The organism is Nonomuraea sp. NPDC049637, assembly GCF_040675235.1.
In the GTDB taxonomy this organism is placed as follows: domain Bacteria; phylum Actinomycetota; class Actinomycetes; order Streptosporangiales; family Streptosporangiaceae; genus Nonomuraea.
Genome location: NZ_JBFAOM010000007.1, coordinates 173,825 through 200,015 on the forward strand (window position 1 = coordinate 173,825; position 26,191 = coordinate 200,015).

Below are 26,191 nucleotides of genomic sequence, written 5' to 3' on the forward strand. Positions count from 1 at the left end.
CCGAGGAGCGTTCGTGGACGTGTCCGCGCCCGTGTGGTGGCTGACGATCCTGGGGATCGTCGGCCTGCTGCTGTTCGACTTCTTCTTCCACGTGCGGCAGGCGCACGTCCCCGCGCTGCGCGAGGCGGCCGTCTGGTCGGCCCTGTACGTCGGGATCGCCCTGCTGTTCGGTGTGGGCGTGTGGGTGTTCGGCGGCGCCGAGCCGGGCGCGGAGTACTTCGCCGGGTACGTGACCGAGAAGGCGCTGTCGGTCGACAACCTGTTCGTCTTCCTCGTCATCATGGCGAGCTTCCGGGTGCCGCGCGCCGACCAGCAGAAGGCCCTGCTGTTCGGCATCGTCTTCTCGCTGGTGGCCAGGACCGGGTTCATCCTCCTCGGCGCCGCGATGATCGAGACGTTCGCCTGGGTGTTCTACGTCTTCAGCCTGATCCTGCTGCTCACGGCGGGCAACCTGCTGCGGCCCGAGACCGGCGAGGGTCACACCGACAACATCATGGTCCGCCTGGCCCGCCGGCTGTTCCGCGCCACCGAGACCTACGACGGCGACCGGCTGTTCACGGTGGTGGACGGCCGCCGGGTGATGACGCCGATGTTGCTGGTCATGATCGCCCTGGACGGCACCGACGTGCTGTTCGCGCTCGACTCCATCCCGGCGATCTTCGGCCTCACCCAGAACGTCTACCTCGTCTTCACCGCCACCGCCTTCTCCCTGCTGGGGCTGCGGCAGCTCTACTTCCTCATCGACGGCCTGCTCGACCGGCTCATCTACCTCGCCTACGGGCTGGCGGTCATCCTGGCCTTCATCGGCGTCAAGCTCGGGCTGCACGCCTTGCACGAGAACAACGTGCCGTTCGTCAACGACGGCGAGCCGGTGAACGTCACCGAGATCAGCACCGGGCTGTCCCTGTCGGTGATCGTCGGCGTGCTGCTGGTCACCGTGGCCGCCTCGCTGGCCAGCCCCCGCGGCCGGGCGCAGAACGTGGTGTCGGCCGTCCGCCGGCACGCCCAGGACTACCTGGAGGTGGAGAAGGACGCAGGGCGGCGCGAGGAGGTCTACCGCGACCTGCTCGCGTCCGAGGCGCAACTGGCCGGGCTGCCGGAACGGCAGCGCGCCGGCGTCGCCCGGGACGAGCGGCTGGCGGCCCTGGTGGCGCGGGCGCACGCCGAGCACCAGGACGGGCACCAGGGCGGGCACGGCCCGGCTAGGTAGAGGTGGCCTGGCGGGAGGTCAGTGGGGCCGCGATGTGCTCCAGCGGTGTGCGCTCGGCCTTCACCCCGAAGACGATCTCCACCAGCCCGGCCGCCACCATCATCCCCGCGCCGAAGCAGTAGCCCCAGAACAGCCTGGTGGGGTCGGGGTTGCGCTGGTCGCCGATGAGCGAGGCGAAGACCGTCGGCCCGAACGCCCCCGCGACCTGCCCGAGCGCGAAGAAGATCGCGATGGCCTGGGCCCGCAGCTCGATCGGGAAGATCTCGCTCACGGTCAGGTACGCCGAGCTGGCCGCCGCCGAGGCGATGAAGAAGATCACCGACCAGAGCGCGGTCTGCGTGACCGCCGTCAGCAGCCCCTCCTTGAACAGCCAGCCGGTCACCGCCAGCAGCAGCCCCGAGGTGATGTAGGTGGCCGAGATCATCTGCCTGCGCCCGACCGTGTCGAACAGCCTGCCCAGCAGCAGCGGCCCGAGCAGGTTCCCGGCCGCGAAGGCGAACATGTACTGCGGCACCGAGCCCGCCGGGACGCCGTAGAAGTGCGTCAGCACCAGCGAGTAGGTGAAGAACACGGCGTTGTAGAGGAACGACTGGCAGATCATCAGCGTCGCCCCCAGCACCGAGCGCTCGGGGTAGGTCCGGAACAACGTCCTGGCGACCTGCGACAGCGGCGCGTGGTGCTCGGGGACGATCTCCAGCGCCTGCTCCTGCGGCACCGGCTCCAGCCTGACCCGGTCCTCCCGCTCGACCTCCCGCTCGATGCGGGCGACGACTTGCTCGGCCTCCTCCTCGCGGCCGTGCGTCATCAGCCAGCGCGGGCTCTCCGGCAGGTGCCGGCGCAGCCCCCAGATGGCCAGGCCGATCACCGGCCCGACCGCGAACCCGAGCCGCCAGGCCAGGTCGGGGTCCAGCGGCCCGCCCGGGTGCAGCAGCAGGAACGTGGCCGAGGTGGCCAGCAGCGACCCCAGCCAGTAGGTGCCGTTGATGGCCAGGTCGACGTGGCCCCGGTAGTGGGAGGGGATCATCTCGTCGATGGCGGAGTTGACGGCCGCGTACTCGCCGCCGATGCCCGCCCCGGCCACCAGACGCAGCACCAGGAAGCTCCACAGGTCCCACGACAGGGCGGTCAGGCCGCTGGCGACCAGGTAGATGCCGAGCGTGAGGATGAACAGCTTGCGGCGGCCGAGCCGGTCGGACAGCCAGCCGAAGTAGAGCGCGCCGGCCACCTGGCCGATCAGGTAGACGGTGGCCGACAGGCCCACCTCGGCGGAGGTGAAGCCGAGCGTGTCGGGGCGCTGCAGGAACGCCCCGACGTTGCTGGCGATGGTGATCTCCAGCCCGTCGAGCACCCAGGCCACGCCGAGCGCGATCACCAGCCGGGTGTGGAACGGCGCCCACGGCAGGCGGTCCATGCGGGCGGGGACCAGGCTGCGCACGACGCCGTCCTTGTTCATGCGTCCTTACTCTAAGTGACTATGTGATCACCCATCGGCCCGGGTCCCGTTGCCGTTGCCGGTGCCGTCGTAGCCGAGCAGCCGCATGGCCGTGTCCGGGTCCATGGCCGCGGCCAGCAGCTGGGCCCGCCGGTGGGCCTCGTCGCGCTCGCGTTCCGCCTTGGCCTGCGCCGCCCGTACGCCCCTGGCCGCCACGAACGCGAGCCCGGCGCCCACGACCACCCCGACGACCACCACGAACAGCAGGAGCAGCAGCGCCGGCGAGGCGAGCACGGGAGCCGCCGCGACGTCGGCGCCCGCGCCGGGCACCGCGCCGGTCACCGCCAGCGCCGTGATCAGGGCCAGCGCGATCAGCCCGAGCAGGCTGGCCACGACCAGCCAGGCCCGCCCGGCGCGCCGCCGCGGCCGGACCTCGGCGACCGCCCCGGCAACCGGACCGAAGCCCGCGTGCGGGACGCCGGCCGGAATCCCCGCCGGAACCGCCTGGACCGCCTGGACCACCGACGGGACCACCGACGGGACCGCCGACGGGGCCGCTGACGGGCCCGGGACCGCCCGCGGGCCTGGCGCCCACGGCACGAACTCGGGCCGGTCACCGCCCTGTTCGACGCCCCCGACACCCTGCCCGACGCCCTGCCCGCCGCCCTGGTCGATCCGGGTGACCTCGGCCGTGATCACCTGGGCCGTGGCCGTGCCGGCGGCCGGGGCGGCGAAGGCGCCCGCCCGCGGCTCGGCCTCCTCCGCCGCCGGGCCGGGCAGCTCGCGCTCGATGCGGCTGTGCTCCTTGTGCGCCCTGGCCGCGTCGTGGTGGTAGTCCTCCAGCTGCTCGTAGAGCTCGTCGGAGGCGTAGATCGTGCCGTCCACGAGCGGTCCGCGCTCGCCGCGGATGACGGCCACCACGTCGTCGCCGTTGAGCGTCTTGTGCGTCTCCAGGGCGTGCGCCAGGCACAACACCTGCCGGCGGTGCTCCTCCAGCAGCCGCTCGGTCTTCTCCAGCAGCCGCACCAGGTTGAACTCGATGCGCTCGCCCAGCACGTCGGGGGTCAGGTCGGGCGCGGCGCGCACCGGCTCGCGCTCGGTGATGCCGATGCCGCCTCCCCCGCCGCCCCGGCCGCGCATGGCCTTGCCGCCGTGGATCTCCAGCTCCTGCAGCGCGGGCAGCGACGTGACGCCGGAGCCCATCCCCCAGTACGACTCCATGAGCGCGGTGAGGAACGTGGCCGCGTGCAGGTCGCCGGAGACGCCGGAGGAGTTGTCCTCGCCGAAGAACATGCGCTCGCCGGCCAGCGAGGCCAGGGAGACCATGATGTCGGCCTCGTACTCGGACTTCCAGCGGGTGAACTGGTCCTCGGGCTTGATCGAGGCGACCATGCCCAGGTAGTCGGCGCCCTTCTCGATGGTGGCGATGTCGATCTCCAGATGGAACCGGGTCACGTACGCCACCACCGCGTGACACGCCTCGTGCACGGCCACGGCGTGCCGCTCGCGCTCGATGTACTCGACGTCCTCGGGCGGGCCGAGCTGCTTGAGCCGCTTGGCGCGCAGCACGTCCGACCAGGTGATGACCTCCCGCCCAGCACGGATGGCGGTGATCAGCGACTCGTTGACCAGGTCCTTGATCGTGGCCCCGGTCGCGTACGGCGTGATCGTGGCCAGCTTGTCGATCTGCTCCCCGGTGAGCTCGTGCTCGACCTTGTCGAAATAGCCCTGGTACGTCCGCACCCGCCCGGCCTTGGACGGATAGCCGACCTTGTAGATGCGGTCGATGCGGCCCGGCCGCAGCAGCGCCTCGTCCAGCGCGTCGGGCCGGTTGGTGGCCATCATGACGAGGATGCGGTATTTGGGCGGCGGCTTGGGCCGCATCCCGAGCAGCCGCCTGACCAGCCGGTTGAAGAAGCCCCGCGGCTTCTTGAGCCCGGACAGCTCGGTGAGCAGCGCCTGGAGGGTGCCGGGGTCGCCGCTGTTCATCATGCCGCCGCCGGCGAAGAAGCGCTCGCGCCAGGTGCCCGGCGGGTCGGCGGCCTCGCGCCGGCCCTTGAAGGCCAGCACCGAGCGGCTCTCCTCCGACAGGTACGTCATCCCGTGGCAGCCGGAGTACGCCGAGAAGCCGGAGTGCGCCGACCAGCCGGTGTGGGCCGAGAAGCCGCCCTGCCCCGGCGGCCCCTGCTGGGCCAGCTTGCCGCGCTTGCCGAGCGAGTCGGCCTCGTCGAAGAAGACGATCACGCCGCCGTACCGCAGCGCCAGCTTGCGCAGCTTCCTGAACAGCCCCTTGACCTTCAGGATGCCGACGCCCATGAACATGTTCGTGAAGGCTCCCGGATCCACGAACACGTACGGCTTGCCGGTCTCGCCCGCCACGGCCTCGGCCATCAGGGTCTTGCCGGTGCCCGGCGGGCCCCACAGCAGCAGGCCGCTGGGCACGTACCCGCCGCGCCGCTCGATCTCGTCGGGCCGCTCCAGGAAGACGATGTTCTCCTGGACCCGCTCGACCACGTGGTCCTGGCCCCAGACGTCGGCGAAGCGGGTCTTGATGTCGTCGGGGAAGTACGTCTCCACGCCGCCCCTGGACAGGAACCAGAACAGGCCGACGAACTGGATGATGACGAAGAAGAACAGGAAGACGATCTGCAGCAGGAACGGCAGCGCCTGCCAGATCAGCGTCGGCGCCTGCAACAGGGCGACGAACGGGCTGACGTCCAGCACCGCCCCGGCCACGAGCGCGGTCAGCGTGACGAAGAAGGCGATCTTCAGGGCCCTGGAGATGCGGTACCTGGTCCAGTCGTCGAAGCGCCGGTGCGTCCACCGCTCGAAGCCGCCGAAGACCTTCTGGCTCCAGAACCGGTGGTAGCCCGACCAGTGCTCGCTGACGAGGAAGTGCAGTTGCCGCAGGACCTCGGCGCCGAGCAGCCAGAAGATCCACTGGTACTCGTAGCCGATCTTCCAGGCCGCCTCGGGGAAGGTCACGACGCCCGTCCAGTCGGCCATCACCTTCCAGGTGAGGATCAGGTAGGCCAGGACCAGCGAGATGAGGAACTTGCTCCGGTCCCAGAACTGCATCTTCTTCCTGGTCACGGAGTCCGGGTCGGAGGGCCCGCTGCCGGGGGCGCGCAGCCCTTCGTGCTGAACGGTGGTGGTCACTGACGTCCCCTCATCCGGGCAGCCGGAGCAGCTTGAACGAACCCGCGATCTTGTCGAATTCGGCGCCGCGCTCGCGGTAGCAGGCCGCCCGGCAGCCGATGAGCATGACCGAGACCGTCGCGCCCTTCTCGTCGAGGATGGCGGTCTGGTCGAACGTCTGGACGTCGGCGCCGATCTGGTAGTTGAAGCGCACCCGTACGCCTCTGGCGCCGTTCTCCAGGGCGAGGACGTCGTCACTGAGGAGCTCGAACTTGGCGAACATGGGCGGCCGGCCGGTGCTCATGGCCTGCTGCTCGTACAGCTCGCGCATCGGGTCGGTCACGGGCAGCACGAAGTCGCGCAGGCGGTTGAGCGAGATCGCGTCGCGCTGCTGCTCGGTGAGCTTGTGCACGGTGGCGTACACGAACGGGTCGGACGAGCTCAGCAGATGGTTGACCGACGGCTCGGCCGACTGGTCGAAGGCCGTGGACCAGACCCGCTGCGCGCGGGTCGCCGCCGCCAGCGAACCGGGCCGGTCACCCGTCAGATACAGTTCGATCGGATAGGCGTTGAGCTGCTTGAACGAGGCGGGCACCTTGAAATAGGTGGTGCCTTCCCTGTCCCGTACGTAGGTGAACTCCGGCTGCCCGCACGCCGGCAGCACGGAAATCGCGACCATGAGCGCGATCCAAGCCCGTGTCCTTTTCACCAGGGCTTACCTCCGCTTTACGGACCAACGCAGTTGTTGTGCCCGCTTTCATGCGGAATGAGGCCGGATGCACGATGAGAAATCTTGACCAAATCTTGGCCATTGATTGGCTTTACTTGTTACAGATCACCAAATGATGGTATGCGCCAGGTCGCCACACTCTACGGTCGCCCGGGATACAACGTTCGTGCAACCCCCATTGGTAGACCACAGGAAGTAGCAAAGGATATGAGGACGCCCATCCCGAGCCCCGGAGCGCACCATGAAAGAACCCGCGATGGAGACCGTCGACTCCTTCGGCATGACGGCTGAGCGGCAGTTCGCCGACCTGTGGTCGAGGACCGCCCTGTCGGTCAAGGAGCGCCGGCTGCTGCTGCTCGGGCTGCTCGTCGGACAGGGGCTCGACGAGCTGACCGCCGTACAGCTTGACGTCGCGCTGCGGGCGGGCGACCTGAGCGAGAGCGAGCTGCGCGAAGTGGTGGTCTTCCTGACCCACTACGCCGGCTGGACCCGCGGATCACGGCTCAACGACCAGGTCGAGGAGCTGATCGAGCGGGTCAGGCAGGCTCGATCCGGTAGAGCGGACCCCGCAGGCTGAGCGCGTAGAGCTCGCCGTCGAGCCCCTCCCCGAAGGAGGAGAGCTGCTCGACCCGGCCGATCTCGGCCGCCTTCGACGGCTCCGCCACGGGCGCGGCCCTGACCCAGCCGGCGCAGAAGTCCCCGTACAGGAAGCTGCCGCGCAGCCAGGGCAGCGCGGCGCCGCGGTAGACGTACCCGGCGATCACCGAGCAGGCGCCGTCCTTGTGCAGGGGGTAGGTGATGACCGGCTCGGTCAGGCCGCGGCCCGTGCCGCCGCGGAAGGGCCGCTCGCCCTCGCGCAGGTTCCAGCCGTAGTTCTCGCCGCCCCTGGACGCCGCCGGCTGGCGGTCGACCTCCTCCACCTCGTCCTGGCCGACGTCGCCGATCCACAGGTCGCCGCTGTGCCGGTCGAAGCCGAACCGCCAGGGGTTGCGCAGGCCGTAGGCCCAGATCTCGGGCCGCGCGCCGTCCTTCCCGGCGAACGGGTTGTCCCGCGGCACCTTGTACGGCCTGCCGCGCGGGTCGATGCGCAGGATCTTGCCCAGCAGCGTGCCGAGGTCCTGGCCGTTGCCCTGCGGGTCGCCCGCGCTGCCGCCGTCGCCGAGCCCGACGTAGAGGTGGCCGTCGGGGCCGAAGGCGAGCTGGCCGCCGTTGTGGTTGGCGTACGGCTGGTCCTGGGTGAGCACGTCGCGCCGGCCGGTGGCGCGCCGGCCGTCGAAGGCCCATTCGGTGACGTGGGTGGCGCCGCGCGCGTCGGTCCAGTCGAGGTAGAGCCAGCGGCCGGAGGGATGGAAGGCCACGCCGAGCAGGCCCTGCTCGTTGCCGCCGCTCACCTCGCCCGACAGGTCGACCAGGACGTCGCCGTCCGTGGCGCGCAGCCGGCCGCCCTGCTCGGCGACGTAGAGCCGGGCGTCGCCCTTGCGCACGGCGAGGGCGACCGGCCGTTCGAACCGGCCGAGCTCGCGGAAACGCACCTGCCGGGGAGCGCCCTTCGGCTCGGGGCTCGCCGGCGTGGCAGCCCGGGTGGAGGCCGGCGGGGCGGAGGTCGCAGGGGCCGGGCCGGGCGGGGGCGAGGCGGCCGAGCAGGCGGTGAGGGCCAGGAGGAGCACGGCCGCGAGGGGGCGCACGCCGTCCATACTCGCACGCCCGACCGGGGACGTTAAGGTTCAGGACATGCCTACCGCATTGATCACGGGCGCCACCGCCGGCATCGGCGCCGCGTTCGCCCGCCGCCTGGCCGCCGACGCCTGCTCGCTCGTCCTGGTCGCGCGCGACGAGCAGCGGCTCGTCCAGGCCGCCGACCAGCTCAGGCTCAGGTACGGCGTCGACGTCGAGGTGCTGCCCGCCGACCTGGCCACCGAGGAGGGCCTGGCCAGGGTCGAGTCGAGACTCCGCGACGGCGTCGACCTGCTGGTGAACAACGCCGGCTTCGGCCACCCCGGCGACTTCCTGAAGGTGCCGGTCGAGGACGAGCTGCGCATGCTGAAGGTCCACTGCGAGGCCGTGCTGCGGCTCACCCTGGCGGCGCTGCCCGCGATGCGCAAGCGCGACCGGGGCGCGGTGATCAACGTGGCGTCGGTCGCGGCGTTCTTCTCCCGCGGCACCTACAGCGCCTCGAAGGCGTGGGTGGTCAACTTCAGCGAGTCCGCGGCCAACGACGTGCGCAACCCGCGGATCAAGATCATGGCGCTGTGCCCGGGCTTCGTGCGCACCGAGTTCCACCAGCGGGCGTCCATGGACACCTCGGGCATCCCCGGGTTCCTGTGGCTGAAGGCCGACAACGTGGTCAGGGACGCCCTGCGCGACCTCGCGCTCGGCAAGCGGGTCTCGGTGCCCGACCTGCGCTACAAGGTCATCGTGGCGATCGGCAAGCTGGTGCCGCACAACCTGGCCGGGCGCGTCTCGGCCAGGCTCGGCCGCCGCTGACGTCGGGGCGGCCACAGACGTCGGGGCGGCCACAACAGAGTGGGCCCCCGCCGCGGGAGGGGGTCGCGGTGGGGGCCCGGGACGGCCGTGAGGAACTCACGGCCGGGAACCGGCAGATCCGGCTGGACCTGCTAGCGGTTGGCCTCGTGGCCGATGGCCAGGCCGCTCGTCGGGTCGAAGAAGTGCATGTTGTGCGTGTCCAGCACCAGGTCGATGCGCTGGCCGGGACGCACGTGGCTGCGGGCGTTGACGCGGGCGGTCCACAGGGACTTGTCGCCCACCAGCGGCAGCGCCGCCTCCTCGTCGTCGCCCGTGTCGGCGGCGGCGACGGTGTCCTTGTGCTCGACCGGCGGGGCGTCGATCAGGAACAGCACGTTGATCTCGGAGCCCAGCTCCTCGGTGACCTCCGCCTTGACGGGCAGGGTGGCCCAGCCGTTGGCGTGGTTGCCGGCCGAGTTGGCGTCCTCGAAGTCCGACGGGCGGATGCCGAGGATGACCTTCTTGCCGATGTACTGGTCGAGGCCCGGCTTGTCGGCGAACGCCGAGTCGGGGATCGGCAGGCTGATGTCGGCGAAGCGCACGGCCGCGCCGTTGTCGCGGACCAGCTCGGCGGTGACGAAGTTCATCGAGGGCGAGCCCATGAAGCCGGCGACGAACAGGTTGACCGGCTTGTCGAACAGGTTCTGCGGGGTGTCGACCTGCTGGAGCAGGCCGTCGCGCAGGACGCAGACGCGGTCGCCGAGGGTCATGGCCTCGACCTGGTCGTGGGTGACGTACACGGTGGTGACGCCGAGGCGCTCGTGCAGGGTGTTGAGCGAGGCGCGCATGGAGACGCGGAGCTTGGCGTCGAGGTTCGACAGCGGCTCGTCCATGAGGAAGGCCTGCGGCTCGCGGACGATGGCGCGGCCCATGGCGACACGCTGGCGCTGACCACCGGACAGAGCGGCCGGCTTGCGCTTGAGGTAGGTCTCCAGGCCGAGCATCTTGGCGGCCTCGTTGACCCGCTTCTGGATCTCCGGCTTGGGCATCTTGCGGAGCTTGAGGCCGAAGGCGAGGTTCTCCTCGACCGTCATGTGCGGGTAGAGCGCGTAGTTCTGGAAGACCATCGCGATGTCGCGATCCTTGGGCGGAAGGTGGTTGACCACCTTGTCGCCGATGGCGATCTCGCCGCCGCTGATGTCCTCGAGGCCGGCGATCATCCGGAGCGCGGTCGACTTACCGCAACCCGATGGGCCCACCAGGACCATGAACTCGCCGTCCTTGATCTCAAGGTTCAGCCCGTTCACGGCCTTCACGCCACCGGCGTAGATCTTGTCGACGTTCGTCAGAACGATGGATGCCATGACATTCCTTCGCGCTCCAGGGCGATCGGCCCGGACGTTGGTTCTCGGTTCCCGTGGATACGTTTTCACGTATCTCACCCGAAACGGACATCGGTGTCAAGGGGTACCGCGTGACCAGCCTTTGTAGGCGCGGCGCCCTTCCGGTGCCGCGGAATCCATGATGGAATCGTTTCCATGGAGAAGCGGGCGACGATCAAGGATGTGGCCGAGGCGGCGGGCGTCGGCGTCGCGACCGTGTCCCGGGTGTTGTCGGGCGGCTCGGCCAGCCCCAGCACCAGGGAACGGGTCCTGGCCGTCGCCGCCCAGCTCGACTACCGGCCCAGCGCGCTCGGCCGCAACCTGCGCCAGCGCCGCACCGGCGGCCTGGGCCTGCTGGTGCCCGACCTCACCGACACCTTCTACGGGCAGCTCTGCGAGGGCGTGCTCGCCTGCGCCCGGTCGGCGGGCGAGCCGGTGGTGCTGGGCTCGACGGGCGGCGACCCCGAGCAGGAGGCCGAGCTGATCGGCATGCTGCTCGAACAGAGCGTCGACCGGGTCATCGCGGTGCCCTCCGGCGACGCCGAGACCTGGGCCCCCGCGCTCAGGGCGGGCATGACGGTGGTCTTCGCCGACCGCCTGCCGCCCGAGGCCGGGCGCGACGGCGACCGCGACCCCGCCGAGAGCGCCCTCGACGATCTCATGCTCCTCGACGGCGTGCCCCCCCGCGGACGCGTCCCCGAGGGCGCCGCGCGTCCGCTCGACGTGCCCGCCGTGCTGGCCGACGACCGCGCCGGCATCCGTACGGCCGTGCGCTACCTGCGGGGCCTCGGCCACCGGCGCATCGCCTTCCTCGGCGGCCCCGGCCACGACCGGCGGGCCGACGCCTTCCGCGCGGCCGTGGGCGCCCCGGTGGACGAGGAGCTCGTGGTGTTCGGCACCGGCAGCCGCGACTCGGCCTACGCCGCCGCCTCCGGCCTGTTCCAGAGCCGTCCCGACCTGTCGGCCGTCGTCGCGGGCGGGAACGTCCTGGGCGAGGCGGCCGTGCTGGCCGCCCGCGAGCTCGACCTGCGGGTGCCGAAGGACGTGTCGCTGGTGATGTACGACGACGTGCCCTGGGCCGAGCTGTGCGCCCCGCCGCTGACCGTGATCGCCCAGCCGGGCCGGGACATGGGGTACCGGGCGTGCGAGCTGGTGCTGCGCGAGGGCACCCGGCGGGCGCGCACGGTGGTGCTGCCCACCGAGCTGATCATCCGCGGGAGCTGCGGCCCCCGCAGGTGACCGCGAGGGGCACGTTCAGCCTCCGCCGAGGACGTCCCGCGCGTGCGCCTCGATCACCTGGGCCACCTCCCGGGGCGCCCGCAGGTGCGCGCCGTGCCCCTGCCCGTGCAGCGTGACGCGCCGGGCGCCGGGGATCACCTCCCGCAGGGCGTCGAGCCGCGTGCCGAGATGGGCGGGGCTGCGGTCGCCGCCGAGCAGCACCACCGGCGTGCGGATCGCCGCGTACGCCGCCCGCCGGTCGCCCAGGGCGTCGATCGCCAGCAGGTCGTCGATCTGGCGGGGCGCGCGCAGCCGCGTCGGCCGATGGCAGGCCACCGCCACGGAGGCCAGCCAGGAGACCGCCGGCGACAGGCCCACCACGTCCCTGAAGAAGATCCGCATCGCCCGGCCCGGCCGGCCCGCCGCCACCGCGGCCTCGGCCGCCTGGCTCGCCGCGCCGCCGAGCGAGGGTCCGAGGGCGACGGGCGGCTCGTACAGGACCGCGCCCGCGAAGGCGTCCGGCGCGAGGAGCAGGGACTCCAGCGCGGCCACCGCGCCGGACGAATGCCCCACGAGCAGGACGGGCCCGCCGAGCGCGGCCGCCACCGCCACCGCGTCGGCGGCCTCCTGCGCCATGGTGGCCGGCCCGGCCAGGTCCGGCCGGTACTGGCGGCGCCGGACGCGCACCACGCGGAACCGCGGCGCGAGCAGCCCCGCGACCTTGCCCCACTGGGTGCCGTCGTCGAGCCCCGCGTGCAGGACGAGGACGGCCGGGCCCCGCCCCTCCTCGACCACCCGGACGTCGGTCCCGTCCGCGGATGTCACCATGAGCATGGCGCCTCCTCAGTGCGGCCACTGTACGCCTCCTCAGCCCCGTAGTACCTCAGAGCTACGCGAAAGGTGCATCCCCCAGCGGGAAGCCGACTACAAGGCGTGATCCCTACCTTCGGTGCCGGAAGGAAGAACCGGCACGGAAGGGGACCATCCGCCATGGCATCGCTGAGGAACCGCCTGCTCGCCGCGCTCGTCACCGCTTCGGTGGCGGTGCCCGTGTCCGGCGCCGGCGGGTCCGCGGGGGTGCCCGCGCCCGTTCCCGCCGCCGTGGCGCCGCTGCGCGCCGCGACCCCTGCCGCGTTGTCCGCCGGGCTCGCCGGGCGGTACGCCGCCGGGCGCGCGGCCGTCCTGGCCGCCGAGCGCACCGCCGCCGCGCGGGGGCACCGCCGGCGGGCGGCGGCGCTGCGGGCCATGGCCGGCCCGTCGCGCACGTTCCTGTCCTTCGACGGGCGCGACGGCGGCCGGACCGTGGAGGTCTTCGGCGACCTGGCGACGGCCCGGCGGATCGCCGTCCTGGTGCCCGGCTCCGACACGAACCTCGACCGGTACGGCCGCCTGCACGCCGGCGCGACGCGGCTGCGGGAGGCGCTCGGCGACGGCTCGGCGGTCATCGCCTGGGCCGGCTACCGCGCGCCCGGCACGCTCAGCCTGGACGTGCTGACGCCCGCGCGGGCCGACGAGGCCGTGCCCGGGCTGCGCGCGTTCGTCCGGGAGCTGCGCGCGGTCAAGCCCGGCGCCCGGCTGTCGCTCGTGTGCCACTCCTACGGCTCGGTGGTGTGCGGACGGGCCGCGCCCGGCCTGGACGTGGCCGACATCGTCCTGATCGGCAGCCCCGGCGCGGGCGTCCGCGACGTCGCCGCCATGCGCACCCGCGCGGTCGTGTGGGCCGGGCGGGGCGCCGCCGACTGGTTCTCCGGCGTGCCGCACGCGCTGGTCGAGCTGCCGTTCGTCACGGTCGGACTGGGGGCCGACCCGGTCTCGCCCGGGTTCGGCGCCCGCGTCTTCGCGGCGGGCGACGGCGGCCACAGCGACTACCTGCGGCCCGGCTCCCCCGCCCTGACGGCCGTCGCCCGCATCGTCTCCGGAGAGGCCGCCCGTGATGTCTGACTCCTCCCTCCGCATCGTCTCCGGAGAGGCCGCCCGCGATGTCTGACTCCTCCCTCCGCACCCGCTCCGGCCCGCGTGGGCTCGCCGCGCGCGTCGAGGCCGGCACGCCGCCGGAGCGCGACCGGGCCCTGGACGCCCTGCGGGCCCTGGCCATCCTCGGCGTGGTGGCCGGGCACTGGCTGGTGACCGCCGTGGTCAGCGACAGCGGCAGCCTGCGCGTCACCAGCCCGCTCAAGTACCTGCCGCAGCTGGCCCCGATGTCGTGGGCGTTCCAGATGCTGGCGATCTTCTTCCTGGTGGGCGGCCTGGTCGGGGCGAAGGGCCACCGGTCGGCGCGGGCCGCCGGCATCGGCTACGTCCCGTGGCTGCGCGGCCGGTTGGGGCGGTTGTTCCGCCCGGTGGCGGTCGTCGCGGCGGTGTGGGCCGTGGCGGCGGTCGCGATGCTCGCCTCCGGGGTGCCGCTGGAGGACGTGTGGCTGCTGGTCAGGGTGGCGTCGGCGCCGATGTGGTTCCTGCTGGTGTTCGCCGCGCTGACGGCGGCCACGCCGCTGGCCGCGCGGCTGCACCCGGCCTGGCCGCTCGCGGCGGTGGCGGCCTGCGACGCGGTGCGGTTCGGGCCCGGCGGGCCGGAGTGGTTGTGGTGGGTGAACCTGGCGGCCGGGTGGCTGGTGCCGTACTGCCTGGGCGCGGCCTGGGCCCGCGGGCGGCTGCGCAGCCGGGCCACCGGCTGGACGCTGCTGGCCGGCGGCGCGGCCGCGGCCCTGGCGCTGGTGGTGTGGGGCGGCTACCCGGCCACCATGGTCGGCGTGCCGGGCGCCCCGGTCTCCAACCTGGACCCGCCCTCGCTCGCGGCCGTCGCCTTCGGGCTCGCCCAGTGCGGCGCGGCGCTGCTGCTGCTCGGCCCGCTGCGCCGGCTGCTGCGTCGCCCCGCCGTCTGGGCGCCCGTGGCCGTGGCGAACCTGGCCGCGATGACGATCTTCCTGTGGCACCAGACCGCGCTGATCGCGGTGACCGAGCTCGGCCTGCTGGCCGGCCCGCCGGGCGGCGCCGCGCTGCCCGGCCTGCACACCCCGCCCGAGGAGCTCGGCTGGGTGGCGGCCCGGCTGGCCTGGCTGCCGGCGTTCGCTGTGGCGCTGCTGGTGTGCTGCGCCGCCTTCCACGCCTACGAACGCCGGCGGCCCCGCTAGAGCAGCTTCTCGATGGCCGCGACGACGGCCGGGTCGTCGGGGGCGGTGCGGGGGCGGAAGCGGGCCACGACGTTGCCCTCGCGGTCGAGCAGGAACTTCTCGAAGTTCCACTGGACGTCGCCCGCCGCACCCTCCTCGTCGGGGGCCTCGGTGAGCTCCGCGTAGAGCGGGTGGCGGCCGGGGCCGTTCACGTCGGCCTTGGCCAGCAGCGGGAAGTCGACGCCGTAGGTCGCCGAGCAGAACTCCTGGATCTCCTCCGCCGTGCCGGGCTCCTGGCCGGCGAACTGGTTGCAGGGCATGCCGACCACGCTGAAGCCGCGCGGGCCGAAGTCCTGCTGGAGCTTGACCAGGCCGGCGTACTGCGGGGTCAGGCCGCAGCGGGAGGCCACGTTGACCAGGAGCACGGCCTTGTCGCCGGCGAGGTCGCCGAGCGTGGTGGGGGCGTCGGCGAGGGTGCGGAGCGGGATGTCGCGAAGGCTCATGATCTGAAGCTTACAGAACGACGCCGGCCGCAGATTGTGACCTATTCCTCATTTTTACCGCGAAACCCCTGAATATCAATATGTCGCGATCTTGGAATTACACCTGATTTTTCATGGTCAATTAGGAAATGTGGGCGTTTGTCAGGCAGGGTGACGCGGTCCCCGTCCCCTTCGAAAGGGAATCCGCATGCCCATGCTCCGCCGTACCGGTGTCCTGGTCCTCGCCGCAACGCTCGCGACGGTGACCGGCACCACGGCCGCACAGGCGCAGAGCTCCCAGAGCAGTGGCAGGAACAAAGCCATCGCCAAGTCCCTGGTCGCCCAGCGCGGCTGGGGCGCCGCGAGCTACGGCTGCCTGGTCAGGCTCTGGGCCAGAGAGAGCGGCTGGAACCACAGGGCCGGCAACCGGTCGGGCGCCTACGGCATCCCGCAGGCGCTTCCGGGCCACAAGATGGCCTCCTCGGGCGCCGACTGGCGCACGAACCCGCGCACCCAGATCCGGTGGGGTCTGGGTTACATCAAGCAGCGGTACGGCTCGCCGTGTCGCGCGTGGGCGCACTTCCAATCCCACAGTTGGTACTGAGCCAAACCCCAGGTACGTCCGCGTTTTTACTCAAGGACATGCCATATGGGCGACGGGCCGGGCAATCCTGGCCCAGCGAGATCGCCCTTTATCCGAATTGAGCGCGCAAACACCTGTCCTTCGCGTGTCGAGATCGCGGCCCGCGGTCACGGCCCGTAATAGGAATCGTGCTTGAGGACACGTCGTGGCGCCTTCCGGGCCGTCCAGCACGATCGGGCGGTACAGGATCCCGGGAGGCCGCGCGGACCCTCCGCGTCCGAGCCACGGACGCCGGACCGGCAGGGCGCCCCGAGAGGGCGCCCGTCCGCACGCGACCCGAAAGCAAGGATCGCCTTGGACAGCAAACGCGTGCTCAGCGGCACTCTTCTCACTATCAGCGCGTTCGGCGTCAGCACCGGCCCGGCCTGGGCGGAGTCCCGGCCTCCGGTGATCAAGATGCGGACCTGGACAACGTCAGCGCAACCGAAGATCGCGGCCGTACGGCCCGCCGGAAGAAACAAGAAGATCGCCCTGGGACAGGTCGTCCAGCGCGCGTGGAACTACCGGGAGTTCCGCTGCCTGGACAACCTGTGGACCAGGGAAAGCAATTGGAACCACCACGCGCTCAACCGGTCGTCGGGCGCCTACGGCATCCCGCAGGCGCTGCCCGCGGGCAAGATGAGCGGCGCGGGCAAGGACTGGCGGTCCAACCCCGAGACGCAGATCCGCTGGGGCCTGGCCTACATCAAGGGAAGGTACGGCAGGCCCTGCGGCGCCTGGGGGCACTGGCAGTCGCACAACTGGTACTGATCTCGCGTGCCGGAGGGCACCCGGGCCGGCCCGGGTGCCCTCCTACTGACCCGCGTGCACCGCGATGGCCTGGATGAGCAGCTCGACCCCGAACTCGAACTCCGCCTCGTGGTCGCACTCGGTCAGCAACGGCGCCAGCGCGCTCACCTCGGGGAACAACGCCGGATCGACGACGGCGGCCTCGACCGTGCGGCTGTGGACGGGCGCGAACGTGGGCGTCACGCCGACCTCGCGCAGCAGCGAGCCCACGATGAAGGCGATGAACATGCGCAACATCCGGACGGCGTCGGGCCCGTCGAAGCCCGCGCCGCGCAGCGTGGCCAGCGCCCGCTCGACCGGCAGCAGCCCGGCGTGGGAGTGGAGCTGGCGGCTGACCACCACCATGGTCGAGCGCGGATGGTGATGGGCGATCTGCCGGAAGGCCCGCGCCTGCGCCCGGACCCGGTCGGTCCAGTGGGCGTCGGGGTCGTCGGTGAACTCGATGCCGCTCAGCACGCTCTCGGCCACGCCGTTGAGCAGGGCGTCCTTGTTCGGCACGTGGTTGTAGAGGGACATCACGCCGACGCCGAGCTCGGCCGCGATGCGGCGCATGGAGACCGCGTCGGCGCCCTCGCGCTCGATGAGGTCGATGGCCGCGGCCACGATGCGGGGCCTGGACAGGGGCTCGGTGGTCATAGCTCATTCTATTGACGTACGTACACCGTACGTGCAAGGGTCGAGCCGTGGACGTACACCGTACGTAATCCCCCTCGCGGAGGTCCCCCATGTCGACGCACGATCTCTACACCCTCCCCGCCGAGCTCTCCACCTGGGACGTCGGCATGGCCGGCGCCAGCCGGTTCACCTGGGAGTACGACGAGGGCCGCGACCGCATGCTGGCCTTGTACCAGAAGGGCAAGGACAAGCAGTGGGACTCGGTCAAGCGCATCGACTGGGATTTGGAGGTCGACCCGTACAACGTGCTCGGGATCCCCGACACCACGATCGCCATCTACGACACCCCGCTGTGGCGCCGGCTCGGCCCCCAGCAGCGCCAGGACGTGCGGCTGCACGGCGCGGCCTGGCAGTTCTCCCAGTTCCTGCACGGCGAGCAGGGCGCGATGATCTGCTCGGCCCGGATCGTGGAGTCGGTGCCCGACCTGGACTCCAAGTTCTACGCCGCCACCCAGACCATGGACGAGGCCCGCCACGCCGAGACCTACGCCCGCTTCCTGCAGGAGAAGGTGGGCCTGGCGTACCCGATCAACGAGCACCTCAAGGCGCTGCTGGAGAGCACGCTCAGCGACTCCCGCTGGGACATGCCCTACCTCGGCATGCAGGTGCTCATCGAGGGCCTGGCCCTGGCCGCGTTCGGCGTCATGCGCGACATCACCACCAAGCCGCTGCCCAAGCAGATCCTCGCGTATGTGATGCAGGACGAGGCCCGGCACGTCGCCTTCGGCCGGATGGCGCTGCGCGACTACTACCAGAACCTGTCGGAGTCGGAGCTGCGCGAGCGCGAGGACTTCGTCATCGAGGGCTGCTACCTGATGCGCGACCGGCTGCGCGGCGCGGAGTCCTGGGAGCACCTGGGCCTGTCCAGGGCCGAGACCGACGAGGTCATGCGGGCCACTGACCAGTCGGAGTACCTGCGGCTGTTCCGCTCGCTGCTGTTCAGCAGGATCGTGCCGTGCGTCAAGGACATCGGGCTGTGGAGCCCGCGGCTGCAGCAGGCGTACGCCGACATGGGCGTGCTGGAGATGGCCGGCCAGTCGCTCGACGCCCTCATGAAGCAGGACGAGGACATCGCCGACAAGCTGGACCAGGACCGGTTCGCCGCCGAGGAGGCCGAGCGGCACGCCGAGGTCGCCGACACGATCGCCCTCGGCTCGTCCGCCCCCTGACCGGCTCGTCCGCCCGCTGCGCCGGGCGGCGTCCTCAGCGTCCTCAGCGTCCTCAGCGTCCGCGGTGGAAGCGCCGGTGCAGGTCGTGCACCTGCCCGGCCAGCTCCGGGACGGGCCCGTCCACCTCGACGCCCGGCGCGACGGCGTTGACCGGCAGCGTGCTCACCGGCGGCGCCGGCACGCCCAGCTCCGTCAGCCAGCCGGCGAGCTGCGCCGACGACGCCACGTACACGATGCGCCCGAGGCCCACCCAGGCGTGGGCCGCCGCGCACATCGGGCAGTGCTCGCCGGAGGTGTAGACGGTGGCCGCCGCCCGCTCGCTCGGGGTCAGGTTGGCCGCCGCCCACCGGGCCAGCTCGAACTCCGGATGCCGGGTGCGGTCGCCCCCGGCCACCCGGTTGTGGTCCTCGGCCAGCACCGCGCCGTCCGCGGCGACCAGCACCGACCCGAAGGGCTCGTCGCCCGACTCCAGCGCCTCGGTGGCCAGCTCGACACAGCGCCGCAGGTACGGCAGTTCACTCTCGTGGATCATCGCGACTTCCTGTCCGGTGAGAAAGCTGAGCGGAAAGGACAGCTCCGCCTTAGCCCGGGCCGCGCCCGCGCCGCAGGTGGACGTGTGCCCGGCCGTCCGGACGACGGCGAGCGCGGGGTCGCCGGACGTGCCGTGAGGGTCTGGTTTCTGCCCGTAACCTGCAGAAACCCCCACATATACCGCAAAAAATGGGTTGATCCCACGTATTAATCTGGATGGGATGCCTCCCGATACTGACACACCTCGCCGTCCCCTGCTGTCCTCCAACTCCCTGTGGCGGATGAAGTCCTACCTCCGCCCGTACGCCGCCAGACTGGTGCTCATCTGGCTGGCCGCGATCCTCAGCATCGCCGCGAGCATCGCGCTCCCCCTGATCAGTGAGAAGGTCATCGACGGTCCCGTGACGCGGGGCGACTCCGACGGGCTGCTCCCGCTCGGTCTCATCGCCCTGGGCGTGGGCGTCGTGGAGGCCGGGCTGATCTTCCTGCGGCGCTGGACCCAGGTCAAACCCGTCCTCGGGCTGGAGACCGCGATCCGCGACGACCTCTACGAGCACCTGCAGCGCCTGCCGATGGGCTTCCACGGCGACTGGCAGTCGGGCCAGTTGTTGTCGCGGGCCACGACGGACCTGTCCACGATCCGCCGCTTCCTCGGCTTCGGCATGCTCTTCCTGGTGATGAACGTCCTGCAGCTCATCACGGTGACCGTGCTCCTGCTGAACAAGTACTGGCCGCTCGGGCTGCTGGTGCTGGCCTCGGCCGTGCCGATCGTGTGGACGTCCCTGCGGTTCGAGAAGCGGTACATCAAGATCTCCCGCCAGGTCCAGGACGAGCAGGGCGACCTCGCCACGCTCGTCGAGGAGTCGGCCATCGGCATCCGGACGATCAAGGCGTTCGGCCGCCGCCACCACGTCTACGACCGCTACGACGAGGCGGCCCGCAAGGTGTACGGCAGCTCGGTCGACAAGGCCACCCTGTCGGCCCGGTTCTTCGCCTTCCTGGAAGTCATCCCCAACGTCACCCTCGCCCTGGTGCTGCTGCTCGGCGCCCTCGCGGTGGGCTCCGGCTCGATGACGCTGGGCACGCTGGTCGCCTTCACGACCCTGATGCTCCAGCTCGTCTGGCCGATCGCCAGCCTCGGCTACATCCTGGCCATGGCCCAGGAGGCGATGACCTCCGCCGACCGGGTCATGGAGGTCATGGACACCGTCCCGGCGATCGAGAGCGGCACCCGCACGATCGAGCTGCCCCGGGGCCACCTGCGGTTCGAGGGCGTCGGGTTCGCCTTCCCCGGCGCCGACCAGCCGGTGCTGCGCGACGTGTGGCTGGACGTGCGCCCCGGCGAGACGGTCGCGATCGTCGGCGCGACCGGCGCGGGCAAGACCACGCTGACCGCGCTGGTGCCCCGGCTGCTCGACGCCACCACGGGCCGCGTCACCATCGACGGCGAGGACGTGCGCGACCTCGACCTGACCACGCTGCGCTCGCTGGTGGCCACCGCGTTCGAGGAGCCGACGCTGTTCTCCATGAGCGTGCGCGAGAACCTCATGCTCGGCCGGCTCGACGCCTCCGAGGAGGAGCTGGCCGCCGCGATCGCCACCGCCCAGGCCGGCTTCGTGTACGACCTGCCCTGGGGCCTGGACACCCGCATCGGCGAGCAGGGCCTGTCGCTGTCCGGCGGGCAGCGGCAGCGGCTCGCCCTGGCGCGGGCGGTGCTGAGCAGGCCGCGGGTGCTCGTCCTCGACGACACCCTGTCCGCGCTCGACGTGGAGACCGAGGCGCTGGTGGAGGAGGCGCTGCGGCACGTCCTGCGCGAGGCGACCGGCATCGTGGTCGCCCACCGCGCCTCGACCGTGCTGCTGGCCGACAAGGTGGCGCTGCTGCGCGACGGCACCATCACCCACGTCGGCCGCCACCACGAGCTGCTGGCCGACGTGCCCGAGTACCGCGAGCTGCTGGCCCAGGACGCCGACTTCGACCCCTCGGAAGGAGCCCTGCGATGACCACCGCCCCCGTCTCCTCCTGGCGCGGCGTGGCCTCCGAGGAGCAGGACGAACTGCCGGAGAAGGTGTCGGTGCTGCTGCGGGAGCGCTCCCGCAGGCTGCTCGGCGACCTGCTGCGTCCGTACCGCAAGGCCATCGCGCTGCTCACCGCGATCATCGTCGTCTCGAACGCCGCCGCGCTGGCGATCCCGTACCTGGTCAAGGTGGGAATCGACGACGGCATCCCGCCGATGACCCGCGGGTCGGGGCCGGAGATCCTGCTGGTCGTGGTCGGCGTGATCCTGGCCGCGGCCGTCACGCAGGCGCTCACCCGGCAGGCGTTCCTGCGCCTGTCGGGGAAGATCGGCCAGAGCGTGCTGCTGGAGCTGCGCAGGCGGGTGTTCGACCACTTCCAGCGGCTGTCGCTGAGCTTCCACGAGAAGTACACCTCGGGCCGGGTCATCTCCCGGCTGACCTCCGACATCGAGGCCATCTCCGAGCTGCTCCAGTCGGGCTTCGACGGGCTGGTCAAGGCGGTGCTGACGATGTTCGGCACCGCCGGCCTGCTGCTCATCCTCGACGTGCACCTCGGCCTGGTGGCGCTGGTCCCGCTGCCGCTGCTGCTGCTGTTCACGCGGTGGTTCCGGCGGCAGTCGGTGATCGTCTACCGGCGGACGCGGGAGACGGTCGCCCTGGTGATCGTGCACTTCGTGGAGTCGATGACCGGCATCCGCGCGGTGCAGGCGTTCCGCAGGGAGCCGCGCAACCAGGAGATCTTCGCCCAGCTCAACGACGACTACCGGGACGCCAACGCGCGCAGCATGGTCCTGGGCGCGGAGTTCATGTTCGGCATCAAGCTGATCGGCAACCTGACCGTGGGCGGGGTGCTGCTCTACGGCGGCTACCTGGCGATCCAGGGCGAGGTCACGGTCGGCGTGCTGGCCGCGTTCCTGCTGTACCTGCGGCAGTTCTACGAGCCGATGCAGGAGCTCAGCCAGTTCTACAACACGCTGCAGTCGGCGGGCGCGGCCCTGGAGAAGCTGTCGGGCGTGCTGGAGGAGGAGCCGGGCGTGCCGGAGCCGCGCCGGCCCGAGCCGCTGCCCCAGCAGGCCCGCGGCATGGTCCGCTTCGAGGACGTGCGCTTCGCCTACGTCGAGGAGATGCCGATCCTGCCCGGCCTCGACCTGACGATCCCCGGCGGGCAGAGCGTGGCGCTGGTCGGCGCGACCGGCGCGGGCAAGACGACGCTGGCCAAGCTGATCTCCCGCTTCTACGACCCGACTGCGGGCCGCGTGCTGCTCGACGGGGTCGATCTGCGCGACCTGGACGAGACGACGCTGCGCCAGGCCGTCGTCATGGTGACGCAGGAGAACTTCCTGTTCAGCGGCACGGTCGCGGACAACATCAGGTTCGGCCGGCCGGACGCCACCGACCGGCAGGTCCGCGAGGCGGCCAAGGCGATCGGCGCGCACGAGTTCGTCGCCGGGCTGCCCGACGGCTACGACACCGAGGTCGGCAAGCGCGGCGGGCGCATGTCGGCGGGCCAGCGGCAGCTCATCGCGTTCGCCAGGGCGTTCCTCGCCGACCCCGCGGTGCTCATCCTCGACGAGGCCACCTCCAGCCTCGACGTGCCGAGCGAGCGGCTGGTGCAGCGGGCGCTGCGCACGATCCTCGCCGACCGCACCGCGCTGATCATCGCCCACCGGCTCTCGACCGTGGAGATCGCCGACCGGGTGCTGGTCATGGAGGCCGGCCAGGTCGTCGAGGACGGGCCGCCCGACCGGCTCATCGCCGCCTCGGGCCGCTTCGCCGGGCTGCACCGGGCCTGGCTGGAGAGCCTGAGCCAGTGACCGTGACGCCGCCGGCCCACCGGGCCGGCGGCGCGCGGGCGCGTCAGTGGTGGACGGGCGCGACGGCCACGAGGCCGCGGTACAGCTCGTACCCGACGAACAGGGCGACGGGCACCCCGATCGCGACGAGCAGCCGACCGGCCAGAGGCGTCCCCGCCAGGGGCGCCTTCGGCTCCTCCAGCGCCGGACCCGACGCGGCGCCGAGCTCGGGCACGAGCTCGGGCCGCACCTCCGGTGCCGGCCGCAGCTCAGGGTGCCTGGCCAGGTAACCGCTGGGGAACGACGTCACGTGGTAGGCGCCGCATCCCGGGCAGCACGTGCCCGATGAGGGAGGTTGCACGGCAACGCCGGAGCTGAGCCAGATCTCGACCTGATTGCCGTGGTCGTCGGCGAAATGCCGGACGACGAATTCCTCCTCCCAGACACGCAGACAGCGCAGGCACTCGAAGGGCCAGGTCTCGCGGGTCTCGAACCCGTCGCGCACGAGGATCACCCCCGGCTGGGGATTCAGTGGTCTAGACCTGAGTCTCCGCCTGACCCCGCGCCTGCGCAAGGCGCACCTTATGACACTTCAAGCTACGAAACGCTTACCAAGTGTCATGGTTTAGCGCCGTTTTTCGGCACTTGCCCGCCCGCCGTCGCGTCTCCCGTCAGTACGGACGCCGCGGCGGAACCGGGCTGAGCAGCGGCGTGGCGTCGGGCACGACGGGCTCGTCCGACCGGAACAGCTCCGGATGACGGGCGAGATACCCGGCCGGGAACGTGGTGGTCTGCTGACAGCCGCACTGCGGGCAGATCACCCCGTACGACGGCGGCGGCACCACGAGCCCGTCCCTGAGCCAGATCTCGGCGGCGTTCCCGTGCTCGTCGTCGACGTGCCGGACGAGGTAGTCCTCTTCCCAGACGTGCCAGCAGCCGCGGCACTCGAAGGGCAGGGTCCTGCGTTCTTCCTCCACTGAGGTCACCCCCTCTCTACGAGTGTCCGCCTCACCTGCGGAACATCGCAAGCCGGGGTCACCGGACCGTGAGCACGAAGGTGGCCGCGCCGAGCACGACGCTGAGGGTGCCGAGCCAGGCGAACAGCGCGTCGAGGCCCGCGTCGATGGGCCGTCCGCCGTGCAGGGCCTCCTGGACCCGGCGGAAGCGCACCCCCGTCCTGATCAGCAGGACCGCGCCGCACAGCGCGGCCAGCGCGAACCCCGCGACGGCCACGGCGGGCAGGCCGTGGCGCACCGCGAGCCCGGCGGCGCCGAGCCCGCCCGTGGCCAGCGCCACGGCGGTGCGGACCCAGGCGAGCCGGGTGCGCTCGCTCTGCAGGCCCTCGTCCCAGATCTCCTGTGACATCTACACCGACAGGATGATGAGCACGAGGGCGACGATCGCCACGGTGGCCACGCCGTACCCGAAGACCGCCGCGAGGGCGGGCGGCGGGAGCGGCGCCTGGTTGCGCAGGGCGCGCTGGATGTTGCGCCAGCGCGGATAGGCCATGCCCGCGGCCAGCGCGGACAACGACACCAGCATGACCGCCAGCACCGTGCGCACCCACGGGACGAACACCTCGGAGGGCACCGCCGCCATGGCCACCCCGCCCGCGCTGAGCGCCAGCGCCGTGCTCAGCCACGTGAGGAAGGTGCGCTCGTTGGCCAAGGTGAAACGCGGGTCGGGCTCCATGCCTTATATGGTAATTCGTCCCCTTTTCCCCTAGAGAAGCCGGGATTTCAGCTGCACGCCTTGGCGACCTGCTGGGCGTAGTCGACCGCCTCGCTGCCCACCTTCTGGGCCGCGTCGACGGCGTCGTTGACGTTCTGGACGTCGATCCCGCCCAAAGTCTTGGCAAGGTCTTCGCTGGCCTGCTTGAGCGTGGTGTTGGCGGCCTTGTCGGCCACGTCGTTGAGCTTGCCCGCGGCGTCGTCGAGCGCCTTCTCCATGGCCTTGGGGTCGTCGGTGAGGTCCTTGACCTTGGCGGCCAGGTCGGTGACGATCTTCGGCGCCTCCAGGCACGCCTGGGCCTTGTCGATCGTGTCGTTGACCTCGCCGCACCCGGCGGCCAGGACGCATACGGCGAACAGCGCCAGGGGCACGAACCGGCTCTTGATGAGTCGCATACATCGACCTTACCCAGCGCCCCGCGCCCGCGGCGGCGCGCGCGATCAGTGAACAAGCCCCGTTCGACGGCCGGCGGCGGCGAAGGCGGCCGCGATCCGGTCGAGCTGGGCGTCGGTGTGGGTGGCGGTGAGGCTGACCCGGATGAGCGCCTGCCCCGGCGGCACCCCCGGCGAGATCATGGCTGTGGTGAACACCCCTTCGTCGAACAGCTCCCGCCACAACCGGAAACACAGCAGGTCCTCCCCCACCGGCACGGCGATGACCGGACGGTCCGACGGCACGACGGCGTACCCCAGCCCGGCCAGCTCGCCGCTCAGCCGCCCGGCCGCCGCCCGCAACCTGCCCCGCCGCTCGGGCTCGGCGACGACGATCTCCAGGGCGGCCAGCGCGGCGGCGGCGCAGGCCGGGGACAGCGCGGCGGTGAACACCATGGACCGCGCGTGGTGGCGCAGGTACAGGATGATCTCCTCCGGCCCGGCGACCGCGCCGCCGATCGTGCCGAACGACTTGGAGAAGGTGACGGTCTGCACGTCCACGGCCTCCTCCAGGCCGTGCGCCTCGGCGGCGCCGCGACCGGCGTCCCCGAGCAGGCCGGCGTCGTGGGCGCTGTCCATCACGACGCGGGCTCCGTACGCGCGGGCGAGCTTGGCGATGCCCGGCAGGTCGCATACGTCGCCCGAGGTGGAGAACATGCCCTCGGTCACGATCATCCGGCCGGCGTCCGGGTCGGCCGCGGCCAGCAGCCGTTCCAGGTGGTCCATGTCGTTGTGCCGGTAGCGGCGTAACCGGGCTCCGCCCAGGCGTACGGCGTCGATGAGGCACGCGTGCACCAGCCGGTCGCCGAGCACCACGTCGCCGGGCCCCAGCAGCGCGCCCAGCGCGAGGTTGGCCAGGTAGCCGGCGCTGGTCACCATGGCCGCCGGACGCCCGAGGAACTCCGCGAGCCGCGCCTCCAGCTCCTCGTGCAGCGCGAGAGAGCCGTTCGTCAGCCGCGAACCGCCGCTGCCCGCCCCGAGCCGGCGGATCGCCGCGACGGCGGCCTCCTTGACGCGCGGGTCCCCCGAGAGCCCGAGATAGTCGTTGGACCCGGCCTGCACCAGCACCCGCCCGCCGACCACCACCTCCCCGTCGCCCGGCCGCTCCTGGATCGCGTGGTAGTACGGATAGACGCCCAGCTCCTTGACCGGCTGGTACCCGGGCAGACGACACTTCGCGAACACATCGGCCATGCCTTCTCACTCCCCTGAGCGCGGACCCCCTGGGAAGAGTCTGGTCGACCGCCCC

General features: G+C 71.7%; 26 protein-coding genes. 11 read left to right on the forward strand and 15 right to left on the reverse strand.

What is annotated here, in order from left to right; translation table 11 throughout:
- The first annotated feature begins 13 nt into the window (after positions 1–13).
- Positions 14–1,210, forward strand: coding sequence for a TerC family protein (locus AB0J71_RS12765; RefSeq protein WP_364414151.1), 1,197 nt, complete (start codon positions 14–16; stop codon positions 1,208–1,210).
- On the opposite strand, the gene AB0J71_RS12770 is transcribed toward AB0J71_RS12765, so the two are convergent.
- The 3 genes from AB0J71_RS12770 to AB0J71_RS12780 are packed head-to-tail and all read right to left on the reverse strand — an operon-like array spanning position 1,203 to position 6,459.
- Entirely contained in the window at positions 1,203–2,663 is a 1,461-nt protein-coding gene (locus AB0J71_RS12770) for an MFS transporter (RefSeq protein ID WP_364414152.1), read from the reverse strand. The genes AB0J71_RS12765 and AB0J71_RS12770 overlap by 8 nt on opposite strands.
- Positions 2,664–2,690: 27 nt before the next feature.
- Complete coding sequence (locus AB0J71_RS12775; protein WP_364414153.1) at positions 2,691–5,801, reverse strand: AAA family ATPase; 3,111 nt, start codon at positions 5,799–5,801, stop codon at positions 2,691–2,693.
- A gap of 10 nt (positions 5,802–5,811) precedes the next feature.
- Positions 5,812–6,459, reverse strand: coding sequence for a hypothetical protein (locus AB0J71_RS12780; protein WP_364414154.1), 648 nt, complete (start codon positions 6,457–6,459; stop codon positions 5,812–5,814).
- Positions 6,460–6,751: 292 nt separating this feature from the next.
- Between AB0J71_RS12780 and AB0J71_RS12785 the strand changes: the two genes are divergently transcribed.
- Positions 6,752–7,087 (forward strand): carboxymuconolactone decarboxylase family protein, encoded by a 336-nt coding sequence (locus AB0J71_RS12785; protein ID WP_352324894.1) that lies wholly within the window; start codon positions 6,752–6,754, stop codon positions 7,085–7,087.
- Here the strand turns inward: AB0J71_RS12785 and AB0J71_RS12790 are convergent.
- The gene (locus tag AB0J71_RS12790) at positions 7,047–8,195 is read right to left on the reverse strand and encodes a PQQ-dependent sugar dehydrogenase (RefSeq protein ID WP_364414156.1); all 1,149 of its coding nucleotides are present in this window, start codon (positions 8,193–8,195) and stop codon (positions 7,047–7,049) included. The two genes, AB0J71_RS12785 and AB0J71_RS12790, sit on opposite strands and share 41 nt — an antisense overlap.
- Before the next feature lie 46 nt (positions 8,196–8,241).
- On the opposite strand from AB0J71_RS12790, the gene AB0J71_RS12795 reads away from it, so the two are divergent.
- On the forward strand, positions 8,242–8,994 hold the full coding sequence (locus tag AB0J71_RS12795) for an SDR family oxidoreductase (RefSeq protein WP_352324896.1): 753 nt from the start codon (positions 8,242–8,244) through the stop codon (positions 8,992–8,994).
- Between the two features lie 131 nt (positions 8,995–9,125).
- Here the strand turns inward: AB0J71_RS12795 and ugpC are convergent, their stop codons facing one another.
- Positions 9,126–10,337, reverse strand: a complete 1,212-nt coding sequence (gene ugpC, locus AB0J71_RS12800) for a sn-glycerol-3-phosphate ABC transporter ATP-binding protein UgpC (RefSeq protein ID WP_352324897.1) — start codon at positions 10,335–10,337, stop codon at positions 9,126–9,128.
- Between the two features lie 174 nt (positions 10,338–10,511).
- Between ugpC and AB0J71_RS12805 the strand changes: the two genes are divergently transcribed.
- Positions 10,512–11,594 (forward strand): LacI family DNA-binding transcriptional regulator, encoded by a 1,083-nt coding sequence (locus AB0J71_RS12805; protein ID WP_364414158.1) that lies wholly within the window; start codon positions 10,512–10,514, stop codon positions 11,592–11,594.
- Between the two features lie 15 nt (positions 11,595–11,609).
- Here the strand turns inward: AB0J71_RS12805 and AB0J71_RS12810 are convergent, their stop codons facing one another.
- Entirely contained in the window at positions 11,610–12,407 is a 798-nt protein-coding gene (locus AB0J71_RS12810) for an alpha/beta hydrolase (RefSeq protein WP_364414159.1), read from the reverse strand.
- 156 nt (positions 12,408–12,563) lie between these two features.
- On the opposite strand from AB0J71_RS12810, the gene AB0J71_RS12815 reads away from it, so the two are divergent.
- Both AB0J71_RS12815 and AB0J71_RS12820 read left to right on the forward strand, forming a co-directional pair.
- Positions 12,564–13,514, forward strand: a complete 951-nt coding sequence (locus AB0J71_RS12815; protein ID WP_364414161.1) for an alpha/beta hydrolase — start codon at positions 12,564–12,566, stop codon at positions 13,512–13,514.
- Positions 13,515–13,552: 38 nt separating this feature from the next.
- Positions 13,553–14,701 carry an acyltransferase gene (locus AB0J71_RS12820; RefSeq protein ID WP_352324901.1) on the forward strand — a complete coding sequence of 383 codons (1,149 nt, stop codon included), beginning with the start codon at positions 13,553–13,555 and terminating at the stop codon, positions 14,699–14,701.
- Here AB0J71_RS12820 and AB0J71_RS12825 read toward each other — a convergent pair.
- Positions 14,698–15,183, reverse strand: a complete 486-nt coding sequence (locus AB0J71_RS12825; protein ID WP_352324902.1) for a glutathione peroxidase — start codon at positions 15,181–15,183, stop codon at positions 14,698–14,700. The two genes, AB0J71_RS12820 and AB0J71_RS12825, sit on opposite strands and share 4 nt — an antisense overlap.
- A 187-nt stretch (positions 15,184–15,370) precedes the next feature.
- Here AB0J71_RS12825 and AB0J71_RS12830 point away from each other — a divergent pair, with 187 nt between their 5' ends.
- Positions 15,371–15,766: a transglycosylase SLT domain-containing protein gene (locus AB0J71_RS12830; RefSeq protein ID WP_352324904.1), complete on the forward strand. Its 396-nt coding sequence runs from the start codon at positions 15,371–15,373 to the stop codon at positions 15,764–15,766.
- Positions 15,767–16,099: 333 nt separating this feature from the next.
- Positions 16,100–16,555: a transglycosylase SLT domain-containing protein gene (locus AB0J71_RS12835; RefSeq protein ID WP_352324905.1), complete on the forward strand. Its 456-nt coding sequence runs from the start codon at positions 16,100–16,102 to the stop codon at positions 16,553–16,555.
- A gap of 42 nt (positions 16,556–16,597) precedes the next feature.
- Here AB0J71_RS12835 and AB0J71_RS12840 read toward each other — a convergent pair whose 3' ends face one another.
- Positions 16,598–17,230 (reverse strand): TetR/AcrR family transcriptional regulator C-terminal domain-containing protein, encoded by a 633-nt coding sequence (locus AB0J71_RS12840; RefSeq protein WP_352324114.1) that lies wholly within the window; start codon positions 17,228–17,230, stop codon positions 16,598–16,600.
- Between the two features lie 89 nt (positions 17,231–17,319).
- On the opposite strand from AB0J71_RS12840, the gene AB0J71_RS12845 reads away from it, so the two are divergent.
- Complete coding sequence (locus AB0J71_RS12845) at positions 17,320–18,438, forward strand: ferritin-like domain-containing protein (protein ID WP_352324113.1); 1,119 nt, start codon at positions 17,320–17,322, stop codon at positions 18,436–18,438.
- 52 nt (positions 18,439–18,490) lie between these two features.
- On the opposite strand, the gene AB0J71_RS12850 is transcribed toward AB0J71_RS12845, so the two are convergent.
- A complete protein-coding gene (locus tag AB0J71_RS12850; RefSeq protein ID WP_352324112.1) occupies positions 18,491–18,970 on the reverse strand; it encodes a nucleoside deaminase in 480 nt (159 codons plus the stop codon).
- A gap of 220 nt (positions 18,971–19,190) precedes the next feature.
- Between AB0J71_RS12850 and AB0J71_RS12855 the strand changes: the two genes are divergently transcribed.
- Together AB0J71_RS12855 and AB0J71_RS12860 are read left to right on the forward strand one after the other, a co-directional pair.
- Positions 19,191–20,972 carry an ABC transporter ATP-binding protein gene (locus AB0J71_RS12855; RefSeq protein ID WP_364414163.1) on the forward strand — a complete coding sequence of 594 codons (1,782 nt, stop codon included), beginning with the start codon at positions 19,191–19,193 and terminating at the stop codon, positions 20,970–20,972.
- The gene (locus AB0J71_RS12860; protein WP_352324110.1) at positions 20,969–22,801 is read left to right on the forward strand and encodes an ABC transporter ATP-binding protein; all 1,833 of its coding nucleotides are present in this window, start codon (positions 20,969–20,971) and stop codon (positions 22,799–22,801) included. The genes AB0J71_RS12855 and AB0J71_RS12860 overlap by 4 nt, the downstream gene beginning before the upstream one ends.
- A 43-nt stretch (positions 22,802–22,844) precedes the next feature.
- Here the strand turns inward: AB0J71_RS12860 and AB0J71_RS12865 are convergent, their stop codons facing one another.
- From AB0J71_RS12865 to AB0J71_RS12890, 6 genes are all read right to left on the reverse strand, one after another.
- Positions 22,845–23,285 (reverse strand): hypothetical protein, encoded by a 441-nt coding sequence (locus AB0J71_RS12865; RefSeq protein WP_352324109.1) that lies wholly within the window; start codon positions 23,283–23,285, stop codon positions 22,845–22,847.
- A gap of 166 nt (positions 23,286–23,451) precedes the next feature.
- The gene (locus tag AB0J71_RS12870) at positions 23,452–23,757 is read right to left on the reverse strand and encodes a hypothetical protein (protein WP_352324108.1); all 306 of its coding nucleotides are present in this window, start codon (positions 23,755–23,757) and stop codon (positions 23,452–23,454) included.
- Positions 23,758–23,815: 58 nt separating this feature from the next.
- The gene (locus tag AB0J71_RS12875) at positions 23,816–24,145 is read right to left on the reverse strand and encodes a DUF202 domain-containing protein (RefSeq protein WP_352324107.1); all 330 of its coding nucleotides are present in this window, start codon (positions 24,143–24,145) and stop codon (positions 23,816–23,818) included.
- Positions 24,146–24,472 carry a DUF202 domain-containing protein gene (locus AB0J71_RS12880; RefSeq protein ID WP_352324106.1) on the reverse strand — a complete coding sequence of 109 codons (327 nt, stop codon included), beginning with the start codon at positions 24,470–24,472 and terminating at the stop codon, positions 24,146–24,148. It lies immediately after the preceding gene.
- A 47-nt stretch (positions 24,473–24,519) separates the two neighbouring features.
- Positions 24,520–24,906 carry a hypothetical protein gene (locus tag AB0J71_RS12885; protein WP_352324105.1) on the reverse strand — a complete coding sequence of 129 codons (387 nt, stop codon included), beginning with the start codon at positions 24,904–24,906 and terminating at the stop codon, positions 24,520–24,522.
- A gap of 45 nt (positions 24,907–24,951) precedes the next feature.
- On the reverse strand, positions 24,952–26,136 hold the full coding sequence (locus AB0J71_RS12890) for an aminotransferase class I/II-fold pyridoxal phosphate-dependent enzyme (RefSeq protein WP_364414165.1): 1,185 nt from the start codon (positions 26,134–26,136) through the stop codon (positions 24,952–24,954).
- Positions 26,137–26,191 lie beyond the last annotated feature (55 nt).